This is a genomic window from Kitasatospora sp. NPDC050543, from assembly GCF_044457565.1.
Lineage (GTDB): Bacteria > Actinomycetota > Actinomycetes > Streptomycetales > Streptomycetaceae > Kitasatospora.
The window spans coordinates 1-25167 of sequence record NZ_JBITGZ010000013.1 but is presented as its reverse complement, the minus strand read 5'-3'; the positions used below and the strand labels follow the sequence as shown (position 1 = coordinate 25167).

Sequence of the window (25167 nt, the reverse complement as noted above, 5' to 3'; positions counted from 1 at the left end):
CCACAGGACAAGGCACGTCACAGGACCAGAGCCACCCGGAGCCACAGAGCGGGACAACGCGCGAGGGCGGGCAGTCGAGCGACTGCCCGCCCTCTCGCGTTGTCCGGCCCGGGCCCTAGCTGCGGCGTCCGCGTCGCAGCCCGTCCGCGGCCCGGCGCACCGGGCCGGTCACGGCGGTGCTCACCGCGAGGACCCGCCGCCGGCCGGCCATCCGCAGTGCCATCACCCGGTCCGCGGCCCGCCACCACAGCTTCGCCGAGGACGGCGGCAGCAGCAGCGCCCGGGCCCGTCCGGCCCGCCCGGCGCTGGCCCGCAGGCCCTCCCGGGCCGTCCGCACGTCCCCAGCCAGCGGCGGGGCCTGCTCCCCTGCGCGGGCGTAGAGCACCCGCTCGGTGGCCAGCGCCACCCGCCCGACCGCCGCCGTGGCGGCCTCGTCCAGTTCGCCGACCTCGGCGATCCGGCGTACCGAGGCGCGCGGGGTACGGGAGTCGTCCGGGGGGATGCCGAGATCCCAGGCGGAGTCGATCAGCTCGTCCCACGCGGCCAGCACCTGCGCCTCGGTCAGCTCGGCCGGTCCGCCGCCGCCCGGCCGGCGCCGGCCGCCCGCGCCGAGCCGGTGCCGGCGCAGCCAGGCCCGCCAGAGCATCGGGGCGGCCAGCAGCGCCAGCAGCACCACGCCGCCGGCCACGATGCCCAGGTGCTGCCAGGACTGCCACCAGGCGCGCTGCGTCGGCTGGGCCACCGGGGTGTGGTTCTGGTCCGGGCACTCGCCCAGCTTGCGGAGCTTCGCGTCGCAGCTGCTGCTGACCGAAGGCGCGGGCGCGGCCGTCGTGCTGGGCGCCGCCGTGGGCGCCTGCTGGGTCGGGGCGGTGGTCGGGGTGGACACCGGCGCGGAGTACCCGGGCGCGCTGCCGCGCTGCGGGGTCGGCTCGAAGCGCAGCCAGCCGCTGCCCTCGAAGTACAGCTCGGGCCAGGCGTGGTACTCCTCGCCCGTCACCACGAAGGAGTTCGGACCGATGGGCTTGCCGGGGGTGAAGCCGACCGCGACCCGGGACGGGATGCCCAGGGCGCGGGCCATCGCCGCCATGGTGGAGGCGTAGTGGACGCAGAAGCCGCTGCGGCGCTCCAGGAACTTCACGATCGCGTCGTTACCGGCGGCCGGCTCGACCTTCACGGTGTACGTGAAGTTCTGCACGAAGTAGTTCTGCAGCGCCACCGCCTTGTCGTAGTTGGTGGCGGCGTTCCTGGTGACGCCCTCGGCGGTGTCCCGGACCACCACCGGAAGGTTCGCCGGCAGGTCCAGGTAGCGGCTGGTGATCGCGCTGGGGGCGGGCCCGGCGGCGCGCAGCTGCCCGGCCGTGGGCCGTACGTCCAGGCTGGTCACCTCGTACTTCAGGCCCGGTGTCGCCTTGTTGTTCTCGCCCAGCACCGTGCGGGTGGAGGGTTCGTACTTCCAGCTGCCCGGGGCCGCGACCTTCACGGCCGGGTAGGGCAGCGGCAGCCAGGTGGACTTCATGCCCCCGACGGTGACGGCGGAGCGGACCTCGGCCTGCGGGACCAGCCGGTCCAGCCCGGCCACGTCCGGGAGCCGCTCCGGCAGGTCGCCGATCTCCTTGGGGCTCAGCCGCCACTCGGTGCCGTTGAACTCGTCGAGCGCTCCGGTGCGCAGGTAGGTGGTCTCCGGCAGGCCGCCCACCATCGTGTAGGAGAGCAGCTGCTCCTTGGTGGGATTGGCCACCGCGTCGGCGAGCGTCACCAGCGGGTCCAGCGTGCTGGTGACCCCGCCGCCGCTGCCACCGCTGCCCTTGCCCGAGCCGTGCACCAGGCCGAGCTGCCAGTTCGGGAGGAAGGCCGGCAGCAGCAGGGCCAGCGCCAGCGCGAGCACACCGACCCGGTGGCCGCTGTGCGACAGCGCCCCCGGGCTCTCGGCCCCGGCGCTGCCGCTGCCGTGGAAGACCCGGCCCCAGCGGGAGAGCCGGTCCTGGCCCTCGGCGAAGAGCAGCACCAGGTAGCCGCAGGCCGCCAGCAGGAACCAGAACCAGCCGCTGCCGCCACCGGCCAGGCCGGTGCCCACGGAGTACAGGGCGAGCAGCGGCAGGCCCGCCAGCGCGGAGCGGCGGAAGGTCACCGCGACGGCGTCCACCACCAGCGCGACCAGTGCCACCGCGCCGACCAGGATCAGCCGCAGGCCGGGGCTGGCGGGCGCGGGGATGGCGTACTGGGAGATGTCGTCGACACCGTTGCCCAGCAGGCTGCCGAGGGCGTCCAGCGCCTTCGGGCCGGGCAGCAGCCCGCCGGCCAGCGCGGGCTGCACGAAGCCGAGCATCAGGGTGTAGAGCACGACGAGCAGCTGCCCGGCGGGTACCAGCCAGCGCGGGATCGGCAGCCGGCGCAGGCCGGCTCCGGCCGCCGCGACGACGGCGATCAACAGCAGGGCGTGCGCGTACCAGTCCTTGGAGACGAGCAGCGGGGTCAGGCAGAGCGTGGCGAGCGCCGTGGCCAGCGCCGCGTACGCCGTCAGTTTGGCCCGGGTCGTCATGCGCCGGCCTCCTCTCGGTGCGGGGCGCGGGCGTCGCCGGGGCCGGTGGCCCGGTCGGCGGCGCGCCACAACTCGGGCACCGAGTCCCCGGCGCGCACCGGCAGGACCGTCCAGCCGGCCCGGCGCAGCCGGCGCACGCCGGCGTCGAACTCGCCGTTGCCCAGGCCCGGGGCGAGGGCGTGCAGCCCCGACCAGGAGCCGGTGTCGAGCAGGAAGGCGACCGCCCCGCCGGTACGCCGGCGCAGCCGGCCGAGCCGGGCGATCTGTTCCTCGTCCAGCGAGCCGAGGACGGCGACGAGCAGGCCCTCGCCGCCCAGGCGCAGCGCCTCCTCGGCGCGCGAGAGCCCGCCGCCGTCGGACTGTTCGACGATGGCCAGGGCGTCCAGCAGCAGTCCGGAGGACTCGGCGATGGTGTTGCTGCCACCGCTGTCCGGGCCGGGGACGCACTGGCCGTCGTCGGTGAGCAGCCTGGTCTGGTAGCCGCGCTCCAGCAGGTGGACGCCGACCGAGGCCGCGCAGCTGACCGCCCACTCGAAGGAGGAGGCCGGCCCGCTGCCGCGGTGGCCGAACTCGCGGGTGTCCAGCAGGACGGTCGCGCGGGCCTTCTGCGGCTGCTCCTCGCGGCGGACCATGAGCTCGCCGTAGCGGGCGGTGGACTTCCAGTGCACCCGGCGCAGGTCGTCGCCGGGGCGGTACTCGCGCAGGATGACGTCGTCGTCCCCGGCCAGCGCCAGGGTGTGCGAGCGGCTCTCACCCTGCCCGGCCCACTCGCCGCTCAGCCGGGAGTCGGGCAGTTTCTGCACCTGCGGGACGACGGTGAGCAGGTCGCAGGCGGCGAACGCGCGGGTCAGCTCGCACATCCCGAACGGGTCGGACAGCCGCAGCTGGAGCGGGCCCAGCGGGTAGCGTCCGCGCAGGTCGGAGCGGACCCGGTAGGAGACCTCGCGGTAGCCGCGCGGCTCGATCCGGTCCAGCACGAAGCGCGGACGCGGCCCGAGCACGTACGGGACCTTGTCCTCCAGCAGCAGCAGGCCGGTGGGCACCCGGGAGACGTTGTCCACCCGCAGGTGGACCCTGGCCTCCTGGCCGGCGGTGGCCCGGTGCGGGTTCAGCCGCCGGCCGCTGGCGACCCGGTAGCGGGTACGCACCAGCAGGAGCACGGCGGACAGCGGCAGGGCGGCGAGCAGGACGCCGACCCGCAGCAGGGCGTCCTGGTCGAGGATGTACGCGCAGCCGATCGCGGTGACACCGGCGGCGAGGAAGGAGCGGCCCCGGGTGGTCAGGCCGGCCAGGCCCGCGCGCAGGCCGTGCGGGCTCCGCCCGGCCGCCGGGGCCGGGGGAGCGCCGTCGGGCGCGGGCACCTCAGACCCTCCGCGCGGCCGGGCCCTGCGGGCGGGGCAGTGGCAGCCGGGCGACCAGGTCGCGGACGATCTGCTCGGCGGTGCGGCGGCCGAGCTGGGTCTCGGCGGTCGGCATCAGGCGGTGGGCGAGCACCGGGACGGCCAGGGACTGGATGTCGTCCGGGGTGACGTACTCGCGCCCGTCGAGGGCGGCGGCCGCGCGGGCGGCCCGCACCAGGTGCAGGGTGGCCCGGGGCGAGGCGCCCAGGCGCAGCTCGGGGCTGGTGCGGGTGGCGCCGACCAGGTCGACGGCGTAGCGCCGGACCGGGTCGGCGATGTGAACGGTGCGCACCAGCTCGATCAGCTTGAGGATGTCGTGGGCGTGGGCGACCGGCTGGAGGTCGTCCAGCGGGTTGGCGCCGCCGTGCACGTCGAGCATGGCGAACTCGGCCTCGGCGCTCGGGTAGCCGATCGAGATCCGGGCCATGAAGCGGTCGCGCTGCGCCTCGGGGAGCGGGTACGTGCCCTCCATCTCCACCGGGTTCTGGGTGGCCACCACCATGAACGGGGACGGCAGTTCGTAGCTGGTGCCGTCGATGGTGACCTGCCGCTCCTCCATAGACTCCAGCAGCGCCGACTGGGTCTTGGGCGAGGCGCGGTTGATCTCGTCGCCGACCACGATCTGCGCGAAGATCGCGCCGGGGCGGAACTCGAAGTCCCGCTGGTGCTGGTCGAAGATGTTGGTGCCGGTGACGTCGGAGGGCAGCAGGTCGGGCGTGAACTGGATCCGGCGCACCGTGCAGTCCACCGACTTGGCGAGTGCCTTGGCCAGCATGGTCTTGCCGACGCCGGGGACGTCCTCCAGCAGCAGGTGGCCCTCGGCGAGCATCACCGTCAGGGCGATCCGCACGGCCTCCGGCTTGCCCTCGATGACGCTCTCCACGCTGGCGCGGACCCGCTCCACCACGGCGCTGAGCTCGTGCAGTCCGACCCGGCGGAAGGCCTCGGGCTGCCGGTCGCCCCCACGACCGTCGAGACCGGCCTGATCGTTGTAGCTCGTCACCCGTATGCTCCCTGACCCGCTTGTGCCCGGCCTCACCCGAGGCCGGCCCCCACCCCGTGTATTACGCGACCGTTCCGGGCGCGGTTGCGGCGGTACCGGCTCCGGGCCGGCCCGCGGCCAGGCCGTCCCAGGTGGTGCGGGATCAGGCCTGCATGGCGCATTCTTCCCTGTCGCACGGGCAGAAGTCACCCGGCGGGGCAAGACGCGCGCATTGCCCGGTTCGTCCCCGCAGCACCACCGCGTGCCGTTGCCGCCGTGCGGCGGCGGAGCACGGACAAGGGCCCGGACGTCGTCGGCCGGGCCCCGGTGCTGCGTGACGGCCCTCGCGTCAGTGGATCTCGCGCAGCAGGCCGGTGTGGACGTCGAACACGAAGCCCCGGACGTCGTCGGTGTGCAGCAGGAAGGGCGAGGTGCGTACCCGCTGCATGGACTGGCGCACGTCGCCGTCCAGGTCGACGAAGGACTCCACCGCCCACTGCGGGCGCTGGCCGACCTCCAGTTCCAGCTCGCGGCGGAAGTCCTCGGTCAGCCCGAGCAGGCCGCAGCCGGTGTGATGGATCAGGGCGATGGATCGGGTGCCCAGGGCGCGCTGGCTGATGGTCAGGGAGCGGATGGTGTCGTCGGTGACCACGCCGCCCGCGTTGCGGATGACGTGGGCGTCACCGAGCTCCAGGCCGAGGGCGGCGAACAGGTCGAGGCGGGCGTCCATGCAGGCCACCACGGTGACCTTCTGGACGGGGCGGGCGTCCATGCCGCCGTCGCGGAAGTCGACGGCGTACTCACGGTTGGCGGCGAGCAGGCGGTCGATGATGCCGGGCTCGTCCCGGGGTGCGGGGCGGGCGGAGGCGGGCGGGGCAGGTGCGGCAGCGGCGGTCGGCGTGGGCCGGTCGGGGGTCACTGTCATATCGACGACGTTAGTGCGATTCGGGCCGTCGTGGTGAGGGAGGGGCGTACCGAAGGCCCCGCTGTGATCGAGTGCATACCGGCCTGGGCGGCCCGGACAGGTACTGCACGGTGGTCTGACCCGGTTTGTCCGGCGCGGGCCCGGGTCGGTGCGCGCCCGCGGTGTCCGCCTGGTGGACGCCGCCGCGCCGCCCGCTCCACCGCTGCGACCTGCGGGAACCCGTACCGCCGCCCGGGTGGTGCGCCGGAGCGGACCGTTGACTGGCCATCCGGCCGCGATAGAGTTGCGGCGCAGTGGAGCACACCGACCACGCAGCGTCAACCGGGCCCTTCGATCCGGTCGCGCGGGCGGCGGCGTGCCGTACGCAGCCTGCGGCCTCCACCCGCTCCGTGGCCTCCTGGCGCACCTTCCCCGGTGCCGGGCGGTCACGCCTTCCCCCAGGTGAGCGGGCGGGGACCACGGGCGGCGTACGGACCCTCCGGGGCCGGCGTACCGGCCCCACGCGGTGTCCCCGGCGCAGAGTGGGCCAAAATGGTCGCAGCTCCCCGAGTACGGGCGGCTTCGCACCGAGGAAGGGCGCCACAGCGCATGAGCACCAACGATCCGGCACCCAAGCACGTCCCGGTGATGCTCCAGCGGTGCGTGGACGCGCTGGCCCCGGCCATCGCGCGGCCCGGTGCGGTGGTGGTGGACGCGACACTCGGCCTCGGCGGACACAGCGAGGCGCTGCTCACCCAGTTCCCCGAGGTCCGGCTGGTCGCCGTCGACCGCGACCCCGCCGCCCTCGAGCTCTCCGGCGAGCGGCTGGCCCGGTTCGGCGAGCGGGCCACGCTGGTGCACGCCGTCTACGACGAGATCCCCGAGGTGCTGGAGCGCCTGGAGATCCCCGAGGTCCAGGGCGTCCTGTTCGACCTCGGCGTCTCGTCCATGCAACTGGACGAGGCCGAGCGCGGCTTCGCGTACGCCCAGGACGCGCCGCTGGACATGCGGATGGACCAGACCCGCGGGCTGAGCGCCGCCGAGGTCCTCAACACCTACAGTCACGGTCAGCTCGCCCGCATCCTCAAGGTCTACGGCGAGGAGCGGTTCGCCGGGAAGATCGCCTCGGTGATCGTCCGCGAGCGCGAGAAGGAACCGTTCAGCAACAGCGCGCGTCTGGTGGAGTTGGTCCGCAACGCCATCCCGGCCGCCACCCGGCGCACCGGCGGCAACCCGGCCAAGCGGACCTTCCAGGCGCTGAGGATCGAGGTCAACGGTGAGCTGGAGGTGCTGGACCGGGCCATCCCCGGGGCACTGGACGCGCTCGCCCTCGGCGGACGGATCGTGGTGATGTCCTATCAGTCGCTGGAGGACCGCCTGGTCAAGCAGTACTTCGCGGCCGGCGCCACCAACACCGCGCCGCCCGGGCTGCCGGTCATCCCCGAGGAGCACCAGCCCTGGCTGAAGCTCATCACCCGCGGGGCCGAGCTGGCCACCGAGGCGGAGATCGAGGAGAACCGGCGCGCCGCGCCCGTGCGACTGCGGGTGGCGGAGAGGATCAGGGACCGGAAGACCCGGCGCTGACCGGGCCGGTGGCTGACGCGGACATATCGATACGCGGGCGAGGAGAGCGTGGTGCCAGTGGCCGGCGGTGGGGCCCGCCAGGGGAGCGGCAGGCTGCTGCCCGGGCAGGGCGGCAGAGCACGGATCACGGTACGGCCGGGCGCGGCCGCCGCGCGGGGGCGCACACCCTTCACCGTCCTGGTGGTGGTGCTGCTCGGGGCCGGACTGCTCGGCCTGCTGGCACTCAACACCGCCCTCAACGAGGGCTCCTTCGAGCTGTCCCGGCTCCAGCGGCAGACCACCGAGCTGACGGACCAGCAGCAGACCCTTCAGCGCCAGATCGACCAGGGCGCCGCACCCGACGCCCTGGAGCGGCGGGCCCGCGAGCTGGGCATGGTGCCGGCCGGAGGGCTGGCGTTCCTGCAGGACGACGGCAAGGTCCTCGGCAAGCCGGGGACGGCCCAGGACAGCCCGCCGGTCAAGCGCTCCGGCGCCGAGCCGTGGCAGCAGCCCCGGCCCAGTGCCCAGCCCTCCGCGACCCCCGGCGCGGCCCCCGCGCCGGGCGCGTCCGCGCCGACGGGGGACGCCGCCGTCCAGATCGCCCCGGTGGGCCAGGGGGCGTCGGCGTCCTCGGCGGGCGGTGCGGTGCGATGAGCGGACGGCCGGGGGCGGGTGCCCCCGACAGCATTGACGGGAGCGACGGCGGTCGCGAGAGGGGGTGCGGCTCGGTGAACGGGTTGCTCGGCGGGGGTGGCGGTGCTTCACGGGCCGAGGCGACGGGCGGGGGTGCGGGCCGATGAGTACGCCCCGCCAGCCGTCCCGGGGGCCGGGCGAGCGCAAACCGGCGCGCGGGGCGGCGCCCCGCCAGCCGGCCCGTAAGGGCGCCGAGCGGCCCAGGCCCCGGGCCCAGGCCCCCGCCCCCCAGCAGCGCCGGCCCGCCGAGCGTCCGCCGGCGGCCAAGGCCCGCCCCCGCCCGCGTCCGCCAGCCCGCTCGCAGCCGAAGAGCATCAAGCTGGCCGACCCGCGCCGGCGGCTGCGGTTCGTGACGGTCGCGCTCTCGCTGGTGTTCTCGGTGTTCGCGGCCCGGCTCGTCCAGCTCCAGCTGCTGGACTCCGACGCGCTGGCGGCCGACGCCAACGTCAACCGCTACCAGGTGATCCCGCTGAGCGCCGAGCGCGGCTCGATAACGTCCTCCGACGGCGTGGCACTGGCCACCACCGTCGACGCCTACGACATCACCGCCGACCCGCAGATGTTCACCCAGCAGGCCACGGGCGTACCGGACGCCCCGGAGCAGGCGGCGGCGCTGCTGGCGCCGATCCTCGGGGTGGCCAAGGAGCAGCTGGCCGCCCTGCTGCACACGCCCAAGGCCCGCTACGCGCGCCTCGCCGCCAAGCAGACCCCGGACGTGAAGAACCAGATCAGCGAGCTCAAGACCGCCCTGGAGAAGCAGGCGGGCAGCAAGCTGTGCCAGGCGCAGAAGCGGCTCCTGCTCAAGCCCGCCGACCAGGGCGGGCGCACCCGGGTGGACAGCGAGTGTGCCAACCCGCTGGCCGGCGTGTTCAACCACGACACCCAGCGCCGGGTCTACCCGGCCGACGGCCTGGCCTCCAACCTGGTCGGCTTCGTCAACGCCGAGGGCGTCGGGGCCGGCGGCCTGGAGCAGCAGTACCAGGCGCAGCTCGCCGGCAAGGACGGCCACAGCAACTACGCGCAGGCCGGTGGCCGGCTGGTGCCCACCGCCGGCGGATCGACCGACGCCGCCGTGCCCGGCACCGACCTGCGGCTGACCATCAACCGGGACATCCAGTGGGCGGCCCAGCGCGCCATCACCGATCAGGTCTCCAACGCCGGGGCGCAGAAGGGCTACGTCATCGTTCAGGACGTGAAGACGGGCCAGGTGCTGGCGATGGCCACCTCGCCCGGCTTCAACCCCAACGACCTGCGCTCGGCCAAGCCCGACCAGCTCGGCAATCCCGCACTTCAGGACGCGTACGAGCCGGGCAGCACGGCCAAGCTGATGACGCTGGCCGCGGTGCTGGACACCGGCAAGGCCACCTGGGACACCCACGTCACCGTGCCGGGCCAGCTGCCCCGGGCCGGTCAGGCCTTCTCCGACGACGTCGAGCACGGCACCTGGTACCTGACGCTGGCCGGGGTGCTCGCCAAGTCCTCCAACATCGGCACCATCGAGGCCGCCGAGACGCTCGGTGCGGACCAGCCGGAGACCAGCCGGGTGCTGGACGGCTACCTGCGCAAGTTCGGCATCGCCCAGCCCACCGGCCTGAACTTCCCCGGTGAGAGCTCGGGCAAGCTGACCAAGCCGGAGGATCTGGTGGCCACGGACAAGTACACGATCATGTTCGGGCAGGGCCCGCTGACCGTGAACGCCCTGCAGGCGACCTCGGTGTACTCCACCATCGCCAACGGCGGCGTCCGGGTCGCCCCGAGCGTCGTCCAGGGAACCACCGCGCCGGACGGCCGGTACACCCCGGCCGAGCCCGGGGCACAGAGCCGGGTGGTCAGCGAGCAGACCGCCAGGACCCTCACGGACATGCTGGAGTCCGTCGTCACGGACGAGCAGGGCACCGGTGGCAAGGCGGCCATCCCCGGCTACCGGGTCGCCGGCAAGACCGGTACGGCCAATCGGGCGGCAGCGAACGGCAAGGGGTACGAGGGCTACACCGCCTCCTTCATCGGCTTCGCGCCCGCCGACCAGCCCCGGCTCACCGTCTCCTGCGTCATCCAGCACCCGGTCAACGGCTACTTCGGCGGCCAGCTCTGCGGGCCGGTGTTCAAGCAGGTGATGGAGTTCAGCCTGAAGACCCTCAAGGTCCCGCCGAGCGGGAGCGAGGCGCCCAACCTGCCCGTCGAATGGAAGCCGTGATCCACCATGAACAGCGAGCCCGCCCGCGATGTGAACCCGCTCACACCCCCGCCGGGGGCGCCGGGGGCGTCCGGCGCGGCCGCGGGCCGGGCGCAGGGCGCGAGAGCGGGCCGGTTTGGCCCTGGGCACCCTTCGGCCGATAGCCTGCCCGCCGTGCCGAAACCCGATCAAATCACCGTGAGCCCGCCCCGCCCCGACCGGGCGGCCGCCCTGCCGCTCGCCGAGGTGGCCCGACTGCTGGGCCTGGATCCCGTCGAGGGCGCCGCGGTCACCGGCATCACCCACGACTCCCGCGCGGTGCGCCCGGGCGACGTCTACGTCGCCTTCCCCGGCGCCAACCACCACGGCGCCGCCTTCGCCGCCCAGGCGGTCGCCTCCGGCGCCGTCGCGCTGCTGACCGACCGGGCCGGGGCCGAGCTGGCCGCCGGGGCCGGCGTGCCGCTGCTGGTGGTCGACCGGCCGCGGGCCCGGATGGGGGAGCTGGCCGCCGCGGTCTACGGCCGCCCCTCCGAGCAGCTGCTGACCATCGGGATCACCGGCACCAACGGCAAGACCACCACCTCGTACCTGGTCGAGGGCGGCCTGCTGGGCGCCGGCCGGGCGCCCGGGGTGATCGGCACCGTCGAGATGCGGGTCGGCGACGAGCGGATCAAGAGCGAGCGCACCACCCCCGAGGCCACCGACCTGCACGCCATCCTCGCGGTGATGCGCGAGCGCGGCGCGGACGCGGTGACCATGGAGGTCTCCAGCCACGCGCTGGTCTTCGGCCGGGTCGACGGGGTGGCGTACGACGTCGCGCTGTTCAACAACCTCACGCCGGAGCACCTGGACTTCCACCCTGACATGGAGGACTACTTCCAGGCCAAGGCCCGGCTGTTCCAGCCCGGCAAGTCGCGGCTCGGCGTGGTCAACCTGGACGACCAGTACGGGCGCAGGCTCGCCGCCGAGGCGAAGATCCCGGTGACCACCTTCTCCGCCACCGGCGCTCCCGAGGCCGACTGGCGGGCGCTGGACGTGCAGCTCGGGCCGATCGGCTCGACCTTCCGGGTGGCCGGGCCCGACGGCGCCGCGGCCGACGCCTCGGTGCCGCTGCCCGGGCCGTTCAACGTCGCCAACGCGCTCGCCGCGATCACCGCGCTGGTCACCGCCGGTCTGCCGCTGGAGCGGGCGGTGGCCGGGGTGGCCGCCGTCGCCGGCGTGCCGGGCCGGCTGGAGCGGGTGGACGCCGGGCAGCCGTACGTCGCCGTGGTCGACTACGCGCACAAGCCGGACGCGCTCAAGGCCGTGCTGGAGTCGCTGCGCCAGGTCACCAAGGGCCGGCTGCACGTGGTGGTCGGCTGCGGCGGCGACCGCGATCCGCACAAGCGCGGCCCGATGGGTGCCATCGCCGCGCGCCTGGCCGACACGGCCCTGCTGACCAGCGACAACCCGCGGAGCGAGGACCCGCTGGCGATCCTCGCCAGCATGCTGAACGGCGCCGCCGAGGTGCCCGAGGCCGAGCGCGGCGACGTCCTGGTCGTTCCCGACCGGGCCGAGGCCATCGCCGCGGCGGTGGCCCGCGCCCAGGCCGGCGACACCGTCCTGGTGGCCGGCAAGGGCCACGAGCTGGGCCAGTACGTACGAGACGAGATCCGCCCCTTCGACGACCGGGAGGTGCTGCGGGAGGCCATCTCGCACCACTCCGCCGTGCGGGGCACCCGAGGAGTAGAGCAGCCGTGATCGCACTGACCCTCGCCGAGGTGGCCGAAGCCGTCGGCGGCACCCTGGACGGCGCCGACCCGCAGACCCTGGTGACCGGCCCGGTCGAGGTCGACTCCCGCAAGGTCCGCCCCGGCGGCCTGTTCGCCGCCTTCGCCGGCGAGCACGTGGACGGCCACGACTACGCCGAGCGCGCGGTCGCGGCCGGCGCCGTCGCGGTGCTCGCCGCCCGCCCGGTCGGTGTGCCCGCCGTGCTGGTGGACGACGTCGTCGACGCGCTCGGCAAGCTCGCCCGCGCCGTGGTCGGCCGGGCCGAGGACACGGCGGTGGTCGCGCTGACCGGCTCGGCCGGCAAGACCAGCACCAAGGACCTGATCGCCCAGCTGCTCCAGCGCCGTGGCGAAACGGTCTTCCCGCCCGGCTCGCTCAACAACGAGATCGGGCACCCGATGACGGCGCTGCGGGTCGAGCCGACCACCCGTCACCTGGTGCTGGAGATGGGCGCCCGGCACAAGGGCGACATCCAGTACCTGACCGCGATCACCCCGCCGAGGATCGGCCTGGTGCTGAACGTCGGCACCGCGCACGTCGGCGAGTTCGGCTCCAAGGAGGCGATCGCCGAGGCCAAGGGCGAACTGGTGGAGGCGCTGCCCGCCGACGGCGTCGCGATCCTCAACGCCGACGACCCGCTGGTGCGCGCGATGTCCGCCCGCACCAAGGCCCGGGTGGTGCTCTTCGGGGAGGCCAGGGACGCCGAGGTGCGGGCACAGGATGTTCGCCTCGACTCCACCGGACGGCCATCGTTCACGTTGACCACCCCGGCCGGTTCCGCAGCCGTCCGGCTGCGCCTGTACGGTGAGCACCACGTCTCGAACGCCCTCGCCGCCGCCGCGGTGGCGATGGAGCTCGGGCTGTCCGTCGACGACACCGCCGCCGCCCTGGGCGAGGCGGGCGCGCTGTCCCGCTGGCGCATGGAGGTCGTCGACCGGGCCGACGGTGTCACCGTCGTCAATGACGCTTACAACGCGAATCCCGACTCGATGCGGGCCGCGCTGCGGGCGCTCGTGTCGATGGGGGGCCGGGGTCCGGGGCGCCGCCGTACCTGGGCGGTGCTCGGCGAGATGCGGGAGCTCGGCGAGGAGAGCTTCGCCGAGCACGACGCCATCGGGCGGCTCGTGGTCCGGCTGGACGTCACCAAGCTGGTGGCGGTCGGCGGACGCGAGGCGGCCTGTATGGAACTGGGCGCGAGGAACGAAGGTTCGTGGGGTGAGGAGTCGGTGCTGGTGTCCGACGCGGACGCGGCGGTCGAACTGCTGCGTGATCAGCTGCGGCCGGGGGATGTGGTCCTGGTGAAGGCTTCCCGTTCGGTGGGGCTGGAGAAGGTGGCCGAGGCGCTGCTCTCGGACGTGGCGCCGGCCTCCGGCGGTGCTGCTCTGTGAAGCAGATTCTCTTCGCGGGCATGATCGGCCTGGTGCTGTCACTGCTCGGCACCCCGGCCCTGATCAAGCTGCTGGCCAAGCACGGCTACGGCCAGTACATCCGTGACGACGGACCCAAGGCGCACCACAGCAAGCGCGGCACCCCCACCATGGGCGGCATCGCGTTCATCCTGGCGACCCTGATCGCCTACTTCGCGACCAAGGCGATAACGGGCGAGAGCCCGACCGCCTCCGGGCTGCTGGTGCTGTTCCTGACGGTGGGCCTGGGCCTGGTCGGCTTCCTGGACGACTACATCAAGGTCGTCAAGCGCCGTTCGCTGGGTCTGCGGGCCAAGGCGAAGCTGTTCGGCCAGTCCTTCGTCGGCCTCGCCTTCGCGATCCTCGCGCTGCAGTTCAGCGACAGTCGCGGGCTCACCCCGGCGTCGCAGAAGCTGTCCTTCGTACGGGACTTCGGCTGGTCGATCGGCCCGGTGCTGTTCGTCATCTTCGCGTACTTCATGATCGCGGCGATGTCCAACGGCGTGAACCTGACGGACGGTCTGGACGGCCTTGCCACCGGCGCCTCGGTGATGGTCTTCGGCGCCTACACCTTCATCGGTGTGTGGGAGTACGGGCAGAGCTGCGCCTACTACTACTCCGCCACCAGCCCGTGCTACGACGTACGAGATCCGCTGGACCTGGCCGTGGTCGCCGCCGCCCTGATGGGCTCCTGCTTCGGCTTCCTGTGGTGGAACACCTCGCCCGCCAAGATCTTCATGGGTGACACCGGCTCGCTCGCCCTCGGCGGCGCCCTCGCCGGCCTGGCGATCTGCTCGCGCACCGAGCTGCTGCTCGCCCTGCTCGGCGGCCTCTTCGTGATCATCACCCTCTCGGTGATCATCCAGGTCGGTTCCTTCCGGATGACCGGCAAGCGCGTCTTCAAGATGGCCCCCCTACAGCACCACTTCGAGCTCAAGGGCTGGAGCGAGGTCCTGATCGTGGTCCGCTTCTGGATCATCCAGGGCCTGTGCGTGGCGGTCGGCCTCGGCCTCTTCTACGCGGGATGGGTGACCGGATGACAGCGCCCCTGGCGAACGATCCGCAGGCGGCGGACATCCCGTGGGCCGGCCTGCGGATCACGGTCGCCGGCCTCGGCGTCTCGGGCATCAGCGCCGCCCGCGTCCTGCGTGACCTCGGCGCCGAGGTCACCGTCGTCGACGGCGGGGAGGGCGAGGGCCTGCGGGCCCGCGCCGCGGAGCTGACGGCCCGGGGCGTCACCGTCCGCCTCGGCGACGGCGACACCCTCCCCGAGGGCACCGCCCTGATCGTCACCTCCCCCGGCTGGCCGCCGAGCAGCCCGCTGTTCACCGCCGCGGCCGAGGCCGGTATCGAGGTCTGGGGCGACGTCGAGCTCGCCTGGCGCCTGCGCAGGCCGCTGGCCGCCACCGGCGAGCCCGCCCCCTGGCTGGCCGTCACCGGCACCAACGGCAAGACGACCACCGTCCAGATGCTCGCCTCCATCCTCACCGCCGCCGGCCGGCGCACCGCCGCCGTCGGCAACGTGGGTGTCTCCGTGCTGGACGCCGTCCTCGCCGAGGAGCCCTACGACGTCCTCGCCGTCGAGCTCTCCAGCTACCAGCTGCACTGGGCGCCCTCGCTCCGCCCGCACTCCGCCGTCGTCCTGAACCTCGCGCCGGACCACCTGGACTGGCACGGCTCGATGGAGGCCTACGCCGCCGACAAGGGCCGGATCTACGAGGGCAACAAGGTCGCCTGCGTCTACAACCTGGCCGACCCGGCCACCGAGGCGCTGGTCCGCGAGGCCGACGTCGAGGAGGGCTGCCGCGCGATCGGCTTCACCCTGGGCGCGCCGGGTCTGTCCCAGTTCGGGGTGGTCGACGGCCTGCTGGTGGACCGCGCCTTCGTACCGGATCGGGCCAAGAACGCCGCCGAGCTCGGCTCCGTCGAGGACGTCAACCCGCCGGCTCCCCACAACATCGCCAACGCCCTCGCGGCGGCCGCGCTGGCCCGGGCCTACGGCGTCGAGCCCAAGGCCGTCCGGGAGGGCCTGCGGGCCTTCCGCCCGGACGCCCACCGGATCGCCGAGGTGGCCGTGGTCGAGGGCGTCACGTACATCGACGACTCCAAGGCCACCAACACCCACGCGGCGGCGGCGTCGCTGGCGGCCTACCGGCCCGTCGTGTGGATCGCCGGCGGCCTGGCCAAGGGCGCGACCTTCGACGAGCTCGTCCAGGGCGCGGCGCCCCGGCTGCGGGCGGCCGTGCTGATCGGCGAGGACCGCGCCCTGATCCGCGAGGCGCTGGCGCGACACGCGCCGGATGTCCCGGTGATCGACGCGGCCGAGGGCCAGACTGGCGCCGAGGCGATGACCGCGGTGGTCGGCGCGGCCGCGGCACTCGCCCAATCGGGTGACACCGTCCTGCTGGCCCCGGCCTGCGCCTCGATGGACATGTTCACCAACTACGGCGAGCGGGGCGACCTCTTCGCCGCCGCCGTGCGGGACCTGGCGGGCCGGTAGCGGCGGCGGTCGGTGGCCCGGGCCACACCGGCCGCCACGACCGGCCGCCACGACCGGCCGCCCGTCCTCCCGCCCGGCCCGGGCGGGAGGGCCCGTCCGCCGGCGGCGGGGCCCGGGTGCGCCGGTGGCGGGCCGGGCCTGGAGATCGAGTCGGGACTGGAGACGGGGAGCGTGCGGTGGCGGGTGGTCAGGGCAAGACGGGTACCGCCGCGCCGGAGCGCGGCGCGGCCTCCCCGCTGAAGCTGATCTCGGCGACCACCACGACCTTCAAGTCGGCCGGCCCGGTCACCCGGCTGCGGGCCTTCCGGGCCCGGGCGCGGTACACCCTGGACCGCCCGCTGACCCCGTACTACCTGATCCTCGGCGCGGTGCTGCTGCTGGTGGTGCTCGGCCTGGTGATGGTCTTCTCGTCCTCTCAGATCCTCGCGATGGGCCAGCACCGGTCGCCGCAGTTCTACTTCCGCAAGCAGCTGGTGGCCGCCCTGCTGGGCGCCGCGCTGCTGGTGACCCTGGCCTGGCTGCCGATCGCGGTGCTGAGGGTGATCGTCTACCCGCTGCTGATCGCGGTGATCGGCGCCCTCGTCCTGGTGGCCGTCCCGGGCATCGGCATGGAGATCAACGGCAACCGGAACTGGCTGAACTTCGGCTTCTTCCAGGTCCAGCCCTCCGAGTTCGCCAAGCTGGCCCTGCTGCTCTGGGGCGCCGACCTGCTCGCCCGCAAGCAGAAGACCGGCACCCTCGACCAGTGGAAACACCTGCTCGTCCCGCTCGTCCCGGGCGCGCTGCTGCTGTTGATGCTGATCATGCTCGGCGGTGACATGGGCACCTCGATGATCCTGGTCGCGATGCTCTTCGGCCTGCTCTGGATGGTCGGCGCCCCCATGCGGCTGTTCGTGGCCACCCTCGGGGTCGCGGTGGTCGCCTGCACCGCCCTGGTCGTCACCGTGCCGCACCGGGCCGAACGGCTCTCCTGCATCGGGGTGACCAAGCTCGACCCGGCCGGCAACTGCTTCCAGGCGCTGCACGGGGTGTACTCGTTCGCGCTCGGCGGCGGCTTCGGCTCCGGCCTCGGCGCCGGCATCGAGAAATGGGGCCAGCTGCCCGAGGCGCACACCGACTTCATCTTCGCCGCCACGGGCGAGGAACTCGGACTGGTGGGGACGCTGTCGGTGCTCGGCCTCTTCGCGGCACTAGGCTACGCGGGTATCCGTGTGGCCATCAGCACGAAGGACCCCTTCGTCAGGTACGCCGCGGGAGCCGCCACCACCTGGATCATGGCGCAGGCCATGGTCAACCTGGGGTCGGCGCTGGGACTGCTGCCCATCGCGGGCGTCCCGCTCCCGCTGTTCTCCTACGGCGGTTCCGCCATGCTGTCGGCCATGTGCGCCATCGGTGTGCTGCTGAGCTTCGCGCGCAGTACACCGGGGGCGAAGGCGGCGCTGGCCGCCCGGAGCAAGAACTCCCGGTTCAGGACACGACTGGCCCGGGTGCTGCCACGACGACGAACCACAGCGCGCCCGGCCCCCCGGCCGGCACGCAGGGAGCGGTGAATTTCGGTGCATGTCGTACTCGCCGGCGGGGGGACCGCCGGTCACATCGAGCCGGCCCTCGCCCTCGCGGACGCCCTCCGCAGACACGACCCGTCCATCGGGATCACCGCGCTGGGCACCGAACGCGGCCTGGAGACCCGGCTGGTGCCCGAGCGCGGCTACCAGCTGGAGCTCATCCCGGCCGTGCCGCTGCCCCGCAAGCCCACCCCCGAGCTGATCACCGTCCCAGGCCGGCTGCGCGGGACCGTCCGGGCCGCCCAGGAGATCATCGAGCGGGTCAAGGCGGACGCCGTGGTCGGCTTCGGCGGCTACGTCGCCATGCCCGCCTACCTGGCCGCCAAGCGGGCCGGGGTGCCGATCGTGGTGCACGAGGCCAACGCCAGGCCCGGGCTGGCCAACAAGATCGGCGCCCGGTACAGCGACTTCGTCGCCGTCTCCACGCCCGACAGCAAGCTGCGGGACTCGCGCTACATCGGCATCCCGCTGCGCCGGACCATCGCCACCCTGGACCGCAACGCGGCCCGCCCCGAGGCCCGCCAGTACTTCGGTCTCGACCAGCGGCTGCCCACCCTGCTGGTCTCCGGCGGCTCGCAGGGCGCCCGCCGCCTGAACGAGACCATCCAGACCATCGCGCCGCGTCTTCAGCAGTACGGCGTGCAGATCCTGCACGCGGTCGGCCCGAAGAACGAGCTGCCGCAGGTCGACGACATCCCCGGGATGCCGCCGTACCGACCGGTGCCGTACGTGGACCGGATGGACCTCGCGTACGCCGCCGCCGACCTGATGCTCTGCCGGGCCGGTGCCATGACGGTCGCCGAGCTCGCTGCCGTCGGGCTGCCCGCCGCGTTCGTCCCGCTGCCGATCGGCAACGGCGAGCAGCGGCTGAACGCCCAGCCGATGGTGAAGGCGGGCGGCGGCCTGCTGGTGGACGACGCCGACCTCACCCCGGACTGGGTGCTCAGCAACGTGCTGCCCGTCCTGACCGACCCGCAGCGCCTGTGGGACATGAGCCGGGCCGCCGCCGAGTTCGGCCGCCGGGACGCCGACGACCTGCTGGTCGGCATGGTGTACGAGGCCATCGAGGCGGCGCGAGGTGGTCGCCGCCGTGGCTGAGGGCGCCGCGGGCCGCTTCGAGGAGGACGAGGCCGAGGAGTTCGCTCCCCGGCTGCGTCTCTCCCGGCGCGGGATCGCGGTGCTCGGCGCGCTCGGCGCCATCGTGCTGGGCGCGCTGGCCTGGCTGGTGTTCCTCTCCTCGGTGCTGGACGTGCGCAGCGTCGCCGTCCAGGGCGCGAGCGAGGACCGGCTCACCGCCGAGCAGGTGCGCCAGGCGGTGGGCTCGCTCGCCGACGGCCCGCTGGCCCGGGTGGATCTCGACGAGGTCGAGCGGCGGGTCGAGGCGATCCCCCGGGTCGCCAGGGCCGAGGTGTGGCGGGGCTGGCCGCACACCCTGCGGGTGCAGGTGACGCAGCGCAGCGCGGTCGCCGCCGTCAAGGGGGAGGACGGCAGGTTCACCCAGGTGGATGGAGCCGGCGTGAGCTTCGCCACCGAGGCGAGCGCCCCCGCGGGGGTGCCTGTGGTGGAGCTGCAACTCAGTCAGCAGGCGAAGGATTCCGCCGAGGTGATCACCCGCCAGCAGCTGGTGGACGGCGCGGTCGCGGTGGCCGCGAGCCTGCCGGCGGAGGTCGCCAAGCGGGCCGGGGCGGTGCTGGTGCACTCGTACGACGACATCCAACTCCAGCTGAGCGGTGGGGGAACGGTGCACTGGGGGAGCCCGGAACGGACCGGGCGCAAGGCCGTCGTACTGACCGCGCTGCTGCACCAGAAGGCGGCGGTCTACGACGTCAGTGCACCGGACGCGCCTGCGGTGTCCGGGTGATCGGGTAGGTTCTGTGCCTGGGGGAGGGTTGACGCGCTCGGAGCGTCGGCCTGACTCTTGGTGGTCACCCCGGTTTCATCAGCCGGTTGATGATCACATAGGCTCAAAAGAAAAGAGGGAAGCTCGGCGTGTTCGTTGAAACACGGGCCCGTCGCGACCTAGTGTCCTGTGTCACCAGGCTGTGTCCCACGGTGATGTGACGGGGGCGCAGCAGTAACCCTAAAGGTCAAGTTTAGGGTTCGGGTCGGCGGTCGGCATTTCGGACATTCAGTCAGGAACCAGGCTCCCCACCCATCGACATCCGTCGGGACGGCGCAGCACCCGAGCGCCGGGCCGACCCGGAAATTCGAGGCGAGAGGCCTTCGACGTGGCAGCACCGCAGAACTACCTCGCAGTCATCAAGGTCGTCGGCATCGGCGGCGGTGGTGTCAACGCCATCAACCGGATGATCGAGGTCGGTCTCAAGGGCGTCGAGTTCATCGCGATCAACACCGATGCGCAGGCCCTCCTGATGAGCGACGCCGACGTCAAGCTCGATGTTGGCCGTGAACTCACCCGGGGCCTCGGCGCCGGCGCCAACCCCGAGGTCGGCCGCAAGGCCGCCGAGGACCACCGCGAGGAGATCGAGGAGGTCCTCAAGGGGGCCGACATGGTCTTCGTGACCGCCGGCGAGGGCGGCGGCACCGGCACCGGCGGCGCGCCCGTGGTGGCCAACATCGCCCGTTCGCTGGGCGCGCTCACCATCGGCGTGGTCACCCGCCCCTTCACCTTCGAGGGCCGCCGTCGCGCCAACCAGGCCGAGGACGGCATCGCCGGCCTGCGCGAAGAGGTCGACACCCTCATCGTCATCCCCAATGACCGGCTGCTGTCCATCTCGGACCGCCAGGTGAGCGTGCTTGACGCGTTCCGCTCGGCCGACCAGGTGCTGCTGTCCGGTGTTCAGGGCATCACCGACCTGATCACCACCCCCGGTCTGATCAACCTCGACTTCGCCGACGTCAAGTCGGTCATGTCGGACGCCGGTTCGGCCCTGATGGGCATCGGCTCCGCCCGGGGCGAGGACCGCGCCAAGGCGGCGGCCGTGATGGCCATCTCCTCGCCGCTGCTGGAGGCCTCCATCGACGGCGCGCGCGGCGTGCTGCTCTCCATCTCCGGTGGCTCGGACCTCGGCCTGTTCGAGATCAACGAGTCCGCCCAGCTGGTCAGCGAGGCGGCGCACCCCGAGGCCAACATCATCTTCGGCGCGGTCATCGACGACGCGCTCGGCGACGAGGTCCGGGTCACCGTCATCGCGGCGGGTTTCGACGGCGGGCAGCCGCCGGCGATCGTCCGCGACCCGGTGGTCAAGGCGTCCCCAGCCAGCGCGCCCGCCACCCCGGCGGAGCGCCCGGCCACCCGCCCCTCGTACGGCAGCATCGGCTCGGTGACGGCCCGCTCGGAGGGCGAGGGCTCCTCGCGCCCCTCGGAGGCCCCGGCGACCACGACGGGCGCCTCGGTGCCGCCGCAGGTGCAGCCGGCCCGGCAGCCGTTCGTGGAGAGCCCCGCCGAGGAGCTCGACGTGCCCGACTTCTTGAAGTGATGGATCACTCGGTACGCAACGGTGCTCACTTCGCCTTCACCGACCGGTGGGGCGGGGTGAGCACTTCGCCGTACGGGGAGCTGAACCTCGGCGGCGCGGTGGGGGACGACCCGCGGGCCGTCCGGGAGAACCGGCGGATCGCGGCGGACGCGATGGGGCTGGACCCGGCGGACGTGGTCTGGATGAACCAGGTGCACGGCGCGGACGTGGCGGTGGTGACGCGGCGCCAGCCCGAGGGCTCGGCGCCGGTGGTCGACGCGGTGGTGACCGACCGCCCGCTGGCGCTGGCGGTCCTGACCGCCGACTGCACCCCCGTGCTGCTGGCGGACCGCGTGGCGGGGGTGGTCGGCGCGGCCCACGCGGGCCGGCCGGGCCTGGCGGCGGGAGTGGTACCGGCGGTGCTGCGGGCGATGGAGGACCTCGGCGCCCGGCCGGAGCGGATCACCGCGGCCATCGGGCCGGCCGTCTGCGGGCGCTGCTACGAGGTGCCGCCGGCGCTGCGCGAGGAGGTGGCGGCCGTGGTACCCGCCGCGTACGCGCAGACGTCCTGGGGGACGCCGGCGCTGGATGTGCCGGGGGGAGTGGAAGCACAGTTGGCCGCTGCGGGAGTCACCGAGTTGGTGCGATCATCTGTCTGCACCATTGAATCGGCTGATCACTTCTCCTATCGCCGCGAGCAGCGCACCGGCCGGCTTGCGAGTTACGTCTGGTTGGGCTCTGAATCTTGATGACGAATGACATCTACGGACCGTTCCCGGGCGGACACGACTTCCTCGCCGCCCTGACGCAGGGGCAGCGGACCCGCTACGAGGAACTGGGCGCCAACCTCGAAGTGGTCGAGCGCAGGATCGTCGCGGCCTGCGAGGCCGCCGGGCGCCCGCGCCGGGACGTCACCCTGATCGTCGTCACCAAGACCTACCCGGCCGAGGACTCCGCGCTGCTGGCCGCGCTCGGCGTGCGGGACGTGGCCGAGAACCGGGACCAGGATGCCGCCCCCAAGGCGGAACTGTGCCGAAACCTTCCTCTTGACTGGCACTTCGTCGGCCAGCTGCAGACCAACAAGGTCCGTTCGGTGGTCCGGTACGCCAACCACGTGCACTCGGTGGACCGGGTGCGGCTGGCCGAGTCGTTGTCGGCGGCGGTGCTCAAGGCCGGGCGGCCCGAGCTGGGCTGCCTGGTCCAGGTCGCACTGGACAAGGAGGCCGGGGAGGGCGAGGGCCGGGCAGGTGTGGCGCCCTCGGAGGTCCGGGCGCTCGCCGACGCCATCGCCGACACGCCCGGCCTGCGGCTGGACGGTGTGATGACCGTCGCTCCGCTGGCCGGACCGCTGGCCGGTGATCCGGCCCGGGCCTTCGAGCGGCTGGCGGAAATCGCAACCGCCGTACGGGCGAGCCATCCTGCTGCCACGATGGTTTCCGCGGGAATGAGCGGCGACCTGGAGCAGGCCGTGGCCGCCGGAGCGACACATGTGCGCGTCGGAACGGCGGTACTCGGAGTGCGGTCACCCCTCGGGTAACGTCACCGGGTAGTAGATCAGACTGCAGGACAAAATAGGACAGAACCTAGCAGCTTTCCTGAGCGCTAGCGAACCGTGGATCGCAGCTCCGCGGACACCACCAGGTTTGCCGGGCCATCGGCCTGACGGATCGTGGGTGTACGCGGAATCCGCAGGCGAAGGCCGCCGGTGACGGAGCCGATCCACCACAGAGCGGAGGAGACAGGAGCATGGCCGGCGCAATGCGCAAGATGGCGGTCTACCTCGGCCTCGTGGAGGACGAGACGTACGACGGCCAGGGGTACGACCCCGACGACGACTACGACGCGGACCCCGAGCCGATGCGCACCGGGCGGACGGAGGACATCCCGCGACCCGCCCCCGCGCCCGCCTCGGTGGCGCAGATCGCACCCCAGCCGGTGCCGGCCGCGGTTCCGATCCGCCAGGAGAGCCCGAGGATGGCACCAGTGTCGTCCATCACACCCGAACGCCGCCACAACCTGGAGAAGAGCGCCCCGGTGATCATGCCCAAGGTCGTGAACGAACGAGAGCCCTACCGCATCACCACGCTGCACCCGCGGACCTACAACGAGGCCCGTACCATCGGGGAACAGTTCCGCGGCGGCACCCCCGTGATCATGAATTTGACCGAGATGGACGACACCGACGCGAAGCGGCTCGTAGACTTCGCCGCTGGACTCGTCTTCGGTCTCCACGGCAGTATCGAGCGCGTGACGCAGAAAGTGTTCCTGCTGTCGCCTGCTAACGTCGATGTCACGGCGGAGGACAAGGCTCGTATCGCCGAGGGTGGGTTCTTCAACCAGAGCTGACCCGGCCACGACTGTATGTGTGGGTCTGATCAACAGTGAGTTAGCGACAGCGTTTTGCGACAAGCCGAGTGCGGCCAGGGAGAGGGAGCGCGATGGGGATCGTGTGGGCGGTGCTCGGTTATGCACTGACCGTCTTCCTGGTCTTCCTGCTCTTCCGGCTGGTCATGGACTGGGTCTTCCAGTTCGCGCGTTCGTGGCGGCCGGGCAAGGCCATGGTCCTGGTCCTGGAGGCCACGTACACTGTCACGGATCCGCCGCTCAAGCTTCTTCGGCGGTTCATCCCGCCGTTGCGTCTCGGGGGCGTGGCGCTCGACCTGTCCTTCTTCGTACTGATGATCATTGTGTATGTCCTGATCTCGCTCGTGCAGCGCCTGTCGTAGGTGAGCGATGCGACAGGATGCCGGTGTGCCGACGATCACGTTGAGGTGAAGAGATGCCATTGACCCCCGAGGACGTTCGGAACAAGCAGTTCACGACCGTCCGCCTGCGCGAAGGCTATGACGAGGACGAGGTCGATGCCTTCCTCGACGAGGTCGAAGCCGAGCTGACCAAGCTGCTGCGCGAGAACGAGGACCTGCGCGCCAAGCTGGCCGCCGCGACCCGTGCCGCCGCGCAGAACCAGGCCAACATGCGCAAGGAGCCGCAGCAGGACTCGCGCTCCGGTGCTCCCGTCCCCGCTGCCATATCCGGTCCGCCGGTCCCCGGCCAGCAGGGGCCCGGTCAGGGCGGCCCGATGGGCCAGCAGCAGCAGCAGATGGGTGGCCCGCAGCAGCAGATGGGCCAGCAGCAGATGGGGCAGCAGCCCCTCGGCCTGCCCTCCGGTGCCCCGCAGCTCCCGGCCGGCCAGGGCGGCCCGATGGGCCAGCAGCAGATGAACCAGACCATGGGCGGCCAGCAGCAGCTGGTGCAGCCGATGGGCGGTCAGATGCTCCAGCCGATGGGCGGCCCGATGGGCCAGCAGGTCCCCGGCCAGCAGATGGGCCAGCCGATGGGCGGCCAGCAGCTCCAGCCGATGGGCGGCCCGATGGGCCAGCAGCAGCAGATGGGCGGCCCGCTCGGCGGCGCCCCCATGCAGCAGCAGGGCGGCGGCGACAGCGCGGCCCGCGTGCTCGCGCTGGCGCAGCAGACCGCGGACCAGGCCATCTCGGAGGCCCGCTCGGAGGCCAACAAGATCGTCGGCGAGGCGCGCAGCCGGGCCGAGGGTCTGGAGCGCGACGCCCGTGCCAAGGCCGACGCCCTGGAGCGGGACGCGCAGGAGAAGCATCGCGTCGCGATGGGCTCGCTGGAGTCCGCGCGGGCCACGCTGGAGCGCAAGGTCGAGGACCTGCGGGCGTTCGAGCGTGAGTACCGCACGCGTCTGAAGTCGTACCTGGAGACGCAGCTGCGCCAGCTGGAGTCGCAGGCGGACGACTCGCTCGCTCCGCCGCGCATCCCGGCCACCGCTTCGCTGCCGCCGGCCGCGTCGTCGATGACCCCGGCTGCCTCGTCGATGAGCGGCGGCCAGCCGAGCTTCGGCGGCGGTCAGCAGTCGTTCGGCGGCGGGCAGTCCTTCGGCGGGCAGAGCTCGTTCGGTGGCGGCAGCGGCCAGCCATCCTTCGGCGGCCAGGCCTCGGGTGGATCGGGTGCACCGCAGATGGCTCCGGCTGGGATGACCCAGCCGATGGCCGCGGTGCGGCCGCAGCCGCCGCAGCCGATGCAGCAGGCTCCCGCGCCGATGCGTGGGTTCCTGATCGATGAGGATGGGGACAACTAGCGGTTGTTCTTCGGGCGCCCCCTTTGCGACGGAATGTCGCGGAGGGGGCGCTTTTGTGTGGGTTGCTGTTGTCTGTGGGCTCTCGGGAGGGTGGGTGGCGCCGGGGGCGGCTCCCGGGGTGGTCGCTCCGGGGGCTGCATGATTGTCCGACTGC

The 25167-nt window shown here is 73.0% G+C and carries 20 protein-coding genes; 16 read left to right on the top strand and 4 right to left on the bottom strand.

Features of this window, described 5'->3' with window-relative positions:
* Positions 1-115: 115 nt before the first annotated feature.
* The 4 genes from ACIBH3_RS17805 to ACIBH3_RS17790 form a co-directional block, all read right to left on the bottom strand.
* A complete protein-coding gene (locus tag ACIBH3_RS17805) occupies positions 116-2539 on the bottom strand; it encodes a DUF3488 and DUF4129 domain-containing transglutaminase family protein (RefSeq protein ID WP_396312913.1) in 2424 nt (807 codons plus the stop codon).
* Entirely contained in the window at positions 2536-3900 is a 1365-nt protein-coding gene (locus tag ACIBH3_RS17800; protein ID WP_396312912.1) for a DUF58 domain-containing protein, read from the bottom strand. Before ACIBH3_RS17800 ends, ACIBH3_RS17805 begins: the two co-directional genes overlap by 4 nt.
* Before the next feature lies 1 nt (position 3901).
* Positions 3902-4942, bottom strand: coding sequence for an AAA family ATPase (locus tag ACIBH3_RS17795; protein WP_396312911.1), 1041 nt, complete (start codon positions 4940-4942; stop codon positions 3902-3904).
* Between the two features lie 328 nt (positions 4943-5270).
* Positions 5271-5846 carry a beta-class carbonic anhydrase gene (locus ACIBH3_RS17790; RefSeq protein ID WP_396312910.1) on the bottom strand — a complete coding sequence of 192 codons (576 nt, stop codon included), beginning with the start codon at positions 5844-5846 and terminating at the stop codon, positions 5271-5273.
* Positions 5847-6434: 588 nt separating this feature from the next.
* Between ACIBH3_RS17790 and rsmH the strand changes: the two genes are divergently transcribed.
* From rsmH to ACIBH3_RS17710, 16 genes are all read left to right on the top strand, one after another.
* A complete protein-coding gene (gene rsmH, locus ACIBH3_RS17785; RefSeq protein WP_396312909.1) occupies positions 6435-7409 on the top strand; it encodes a 16S rRNA (cytosine(1402)-N(4))-methyltransferase RsmH in 975 nt (324 codons plus the stop codon).
* A gap of 51 nt (positions 7410-7460) precedes the next feature.
* Positions 7461-8042 carry a cell division protein FtsL gene (locus ACIBH3_RS17780; protein ID WP_396312908.1) on the top strand — a complete coding sequence of 194 codons (582 nt, stop codon included), beginning with the start codon at positions 7461-7463 and terminating at the stop codon, positions 8040-8042.
* A gap of 142 nt (positions 8043-8184) precedes the next feature.
* Positions 8185-10275, top strand: a complete 2091-nt coding sequence (locus ACIBH3_RS17775; RefSeq protein ID WP_396312907.1) for a peptidoglycan D,D-transpeptidase FtsI family protein — start codon at positions 8185-8187, stop codon at positions 10273-10275.
* A gap of 30 nt (positions 10276-10305) precedes the next feature.
* Entirely contained in the window at positions 10306-11994 is a 1689-nt protein-coding gene (locus ACIBH3_RS17770) for a UDP-N-acetylmuramoyl-L-alanyl-D-glutamate--2,6-diaminopimelate ligase (protein ID WP_396313059.1), read from the top strand.
* Complete coding sequence (gene murF, locus ACIBH3_RS17765; protein ID WP_396312906.1) at positions 11991-13412, top strand: UDP-N-acetylmuramoyl-tripeptide--D-alanyl-D-alanine ligase; 1422 nt, start codon at positions 11991-11993, stop codon at positions 13410-13412. The genes ACIBH3_RS17770 and murF overlap by 4 nt, the downstream gene beginning before the upstream one ends.
* Positions 13409-14470: a phospho-N-acetylmuramoyl-pentapeptide-transferase gene (gene mraY / locus ACIBH3_RS17760; protein WP_396312905.1), complete on the top strand. Its 1062-nt coding sequence runs from the start codon at positions 13409-13411 to the stop codon at positions 14468-14470. Before murF ends, mraY begins: the two co-directional genes overlap by 4 nt.
* Entirely contained in the window at positions 14467-15930 is a 1464-nt protein-coding gene (gene murD, locus ACIBH3_RS17755) for a UDP-N-acetylmuramoyl-L-alanine--D-glutamate ligase (RefSeq protein ID WP_396312904.1), read from the top strand. The genes mraY and murD overlap by 4 nt, the downstream gene beginning before the upstream one ends.
* A 176-nt stretch (positions 15931-16106) precedes the next feature.
* On the top strand, positions 16107-17480 hold the full coding sequence (ftsW, locus tag ACIBH3_RS17750; RefSeq protein WP_396312903.1) for a putative lipid II flippase FtsW: 1374 nt from the start codon (positions 16107-16109) through the stop codon (positions 17478-17480).
* A gap of 6 nt (positions 17481-17486) precedes the next feature.
* Entirely contained in the window at positions 17487-18593 is a 1107-nt protein-coding gene (gene murG / locus ACIBH3_RS17745; RefSeq protein WP_396312902.1) for an undecaprenyldiphospho-muramoylpentapeptide beta-N-acetylglucosaminyltransferase, read from the top strand.
* Positions 18586-19356 carry a cell division protein FtsQ/DivIB gene (locus tag ACIBH3_RS17740; protein ID WP_396312901.1) on the top strand — a complete coding sequence of 257 codons (771 nt, stop codon included), beginning with the start codon at positions 18586-18588 and terminating at the stop codon, positions 19354-19356. Before murG ends, ACIBH3_RS17740 begins: the two co-directional genes overlap by 8 nt.
* Before the next feature lie 367 nt (positions 19357-19723).
* Entirely contained in the window at positions 19724-20935 is a 1212-nt protein-coding gene (gene ftsZ, locus ACIBH3_RS17735) for a cell division protein FtsZ (protein WP_396312900.1), read from the top strand.
* On the top strand, positions 20935-21663 hold the full coding sequence (pgeF, locus tag ACIBH3_RS17730; protein WP_396313058.1) for a peptidoglycan editing factor PgeF: 729 nt from the start codon (positions 20935-20937) through the stop codon (positions 21661-21663). Before ftsZ ends, pgeF begins: the two co-directional genes overlap by 1 nt.
* Positions 21663-22451: a YggS family pyridoxal phosphate-dependent enzyme gene (locus tag ACIBH3_RS17725; RefSeq protein ID WP_396312899.1), complete on the top strand. Its 789-nt coding sequence runs from the start codon at positions 21663-21665 to the stop codon at positions 22449-22451. The genes pgeF and ACIBH3_RS17725 overlap by 1 nt, the downstream gene beginning before the upstream one ends.
* Positions 22452-22660: 209 nt before the next feature.
* Positions 22661-23260: a cell division protein SepF gene (locus ACIBH3_RS17720; RefSeq protein ID WP_396312898.1), complete on the top strand. Its 600-nt coding sequence runs from the start codon at positions 22661-22663 to the stop codon at positions 23258-23260.
* Between the two features lie 92 nt (positions 23261-23352).
* Positions 23353-23640, top strand: a complete 288-nt coding sequence (locus tag ACIBH3_RS17715; protein ID WP_396312897.1) for a YggT family protein — start codon at positions 23353-23355, stop codon at positions 23638-23640.
* A 53-nt stretch (positions 23641-23693) separates the two neighbouring features.
* On the top strand, positions 23694-25013 hold the full coding sequence (locus ACIBH3_RS17710) for a DivIVA domain-containing protein (protein WP_396312896.1): 1320 nt from the start codon (positions 23694-23696) through the stop codon (positions 25011-25013).
* Positions 25014-25167 lie beyond the last annotated feature (154 nt).

Excerpts from the sequence above, each read along its gene's own strand:
- ACIBH3_RS17805 (WP_396312913.1), bottom strand. The coding sequence starts at position 2,539 with ATGACGACCCGGGCCAAACTGACGGCGTACGCGGCGCTGGCCACGGCG.
- ACIBH3_RS17790 (WP_396312910.1), bottom strand. The coding sequence starts at position 5,846 with ATGACAGTGACCCCCGACCGGCCCACGCCGACCGCCGCTGCCGCACCT.
- rsmH (WP_396312909.1), top strand. The coding sequence starts at position 6,435 with ATGAGCACCAACGATCCGGCACCCAAGCACGTCCCGGTGATGCTCCAG.
- ACIBH3_RS17775 (WP_396312907.1), top strand. The coding sequence starts at position 8,185 with ATGAGTACGCCCCGCCAGCCGTCCCGGGGGCCGGGCGAGCGCAAACCG.
- murD (WP_396312904.1), top strand. The coding sequence starts at position 14,467 with ATGACAGCGCCCCTGGCGAACGATCCGCAGGCGGCGGACATCCCGTGG.
- pgeF (WP_396313058.1), top strand. The coding sequence starts at position 20,935 with ATGGATCACTCGGTACGCAACGGTGCTCACTTCGCCTTCACCGACCGG.
- ACIBH3_RS17725 (WP_396312899.1), top strand. The coding sequence starts at position 21,663 with ATGACGAATGACATCTACGGACCGTTCCCGGGCGGACACGACTTCCTC.
- ACIBH3_RS17720 (WP_396312898.1), top strand. The coding sequence starts at position 22,661 with ATGGCCGGCGCAATGCGCAAGATGGCGGTCTACCTCGGCCTCGTGGAG.
- ACIBH3_RS17715 (WP_396312897.1), top strand. The coding sequence starts at position 23,353 with ATGGGGATCGTGTGGGCGGTGCTCGGTTATGCACTGACCGTCTTCCTG.
- ACIBH3_RS17710 (WP_396312896.1), top strand. The coding sequence starts at position 23,694 with ATGCCATTGACCCCCGAGGACGTTCGGAACAAGCAGTTCACGACCGTC.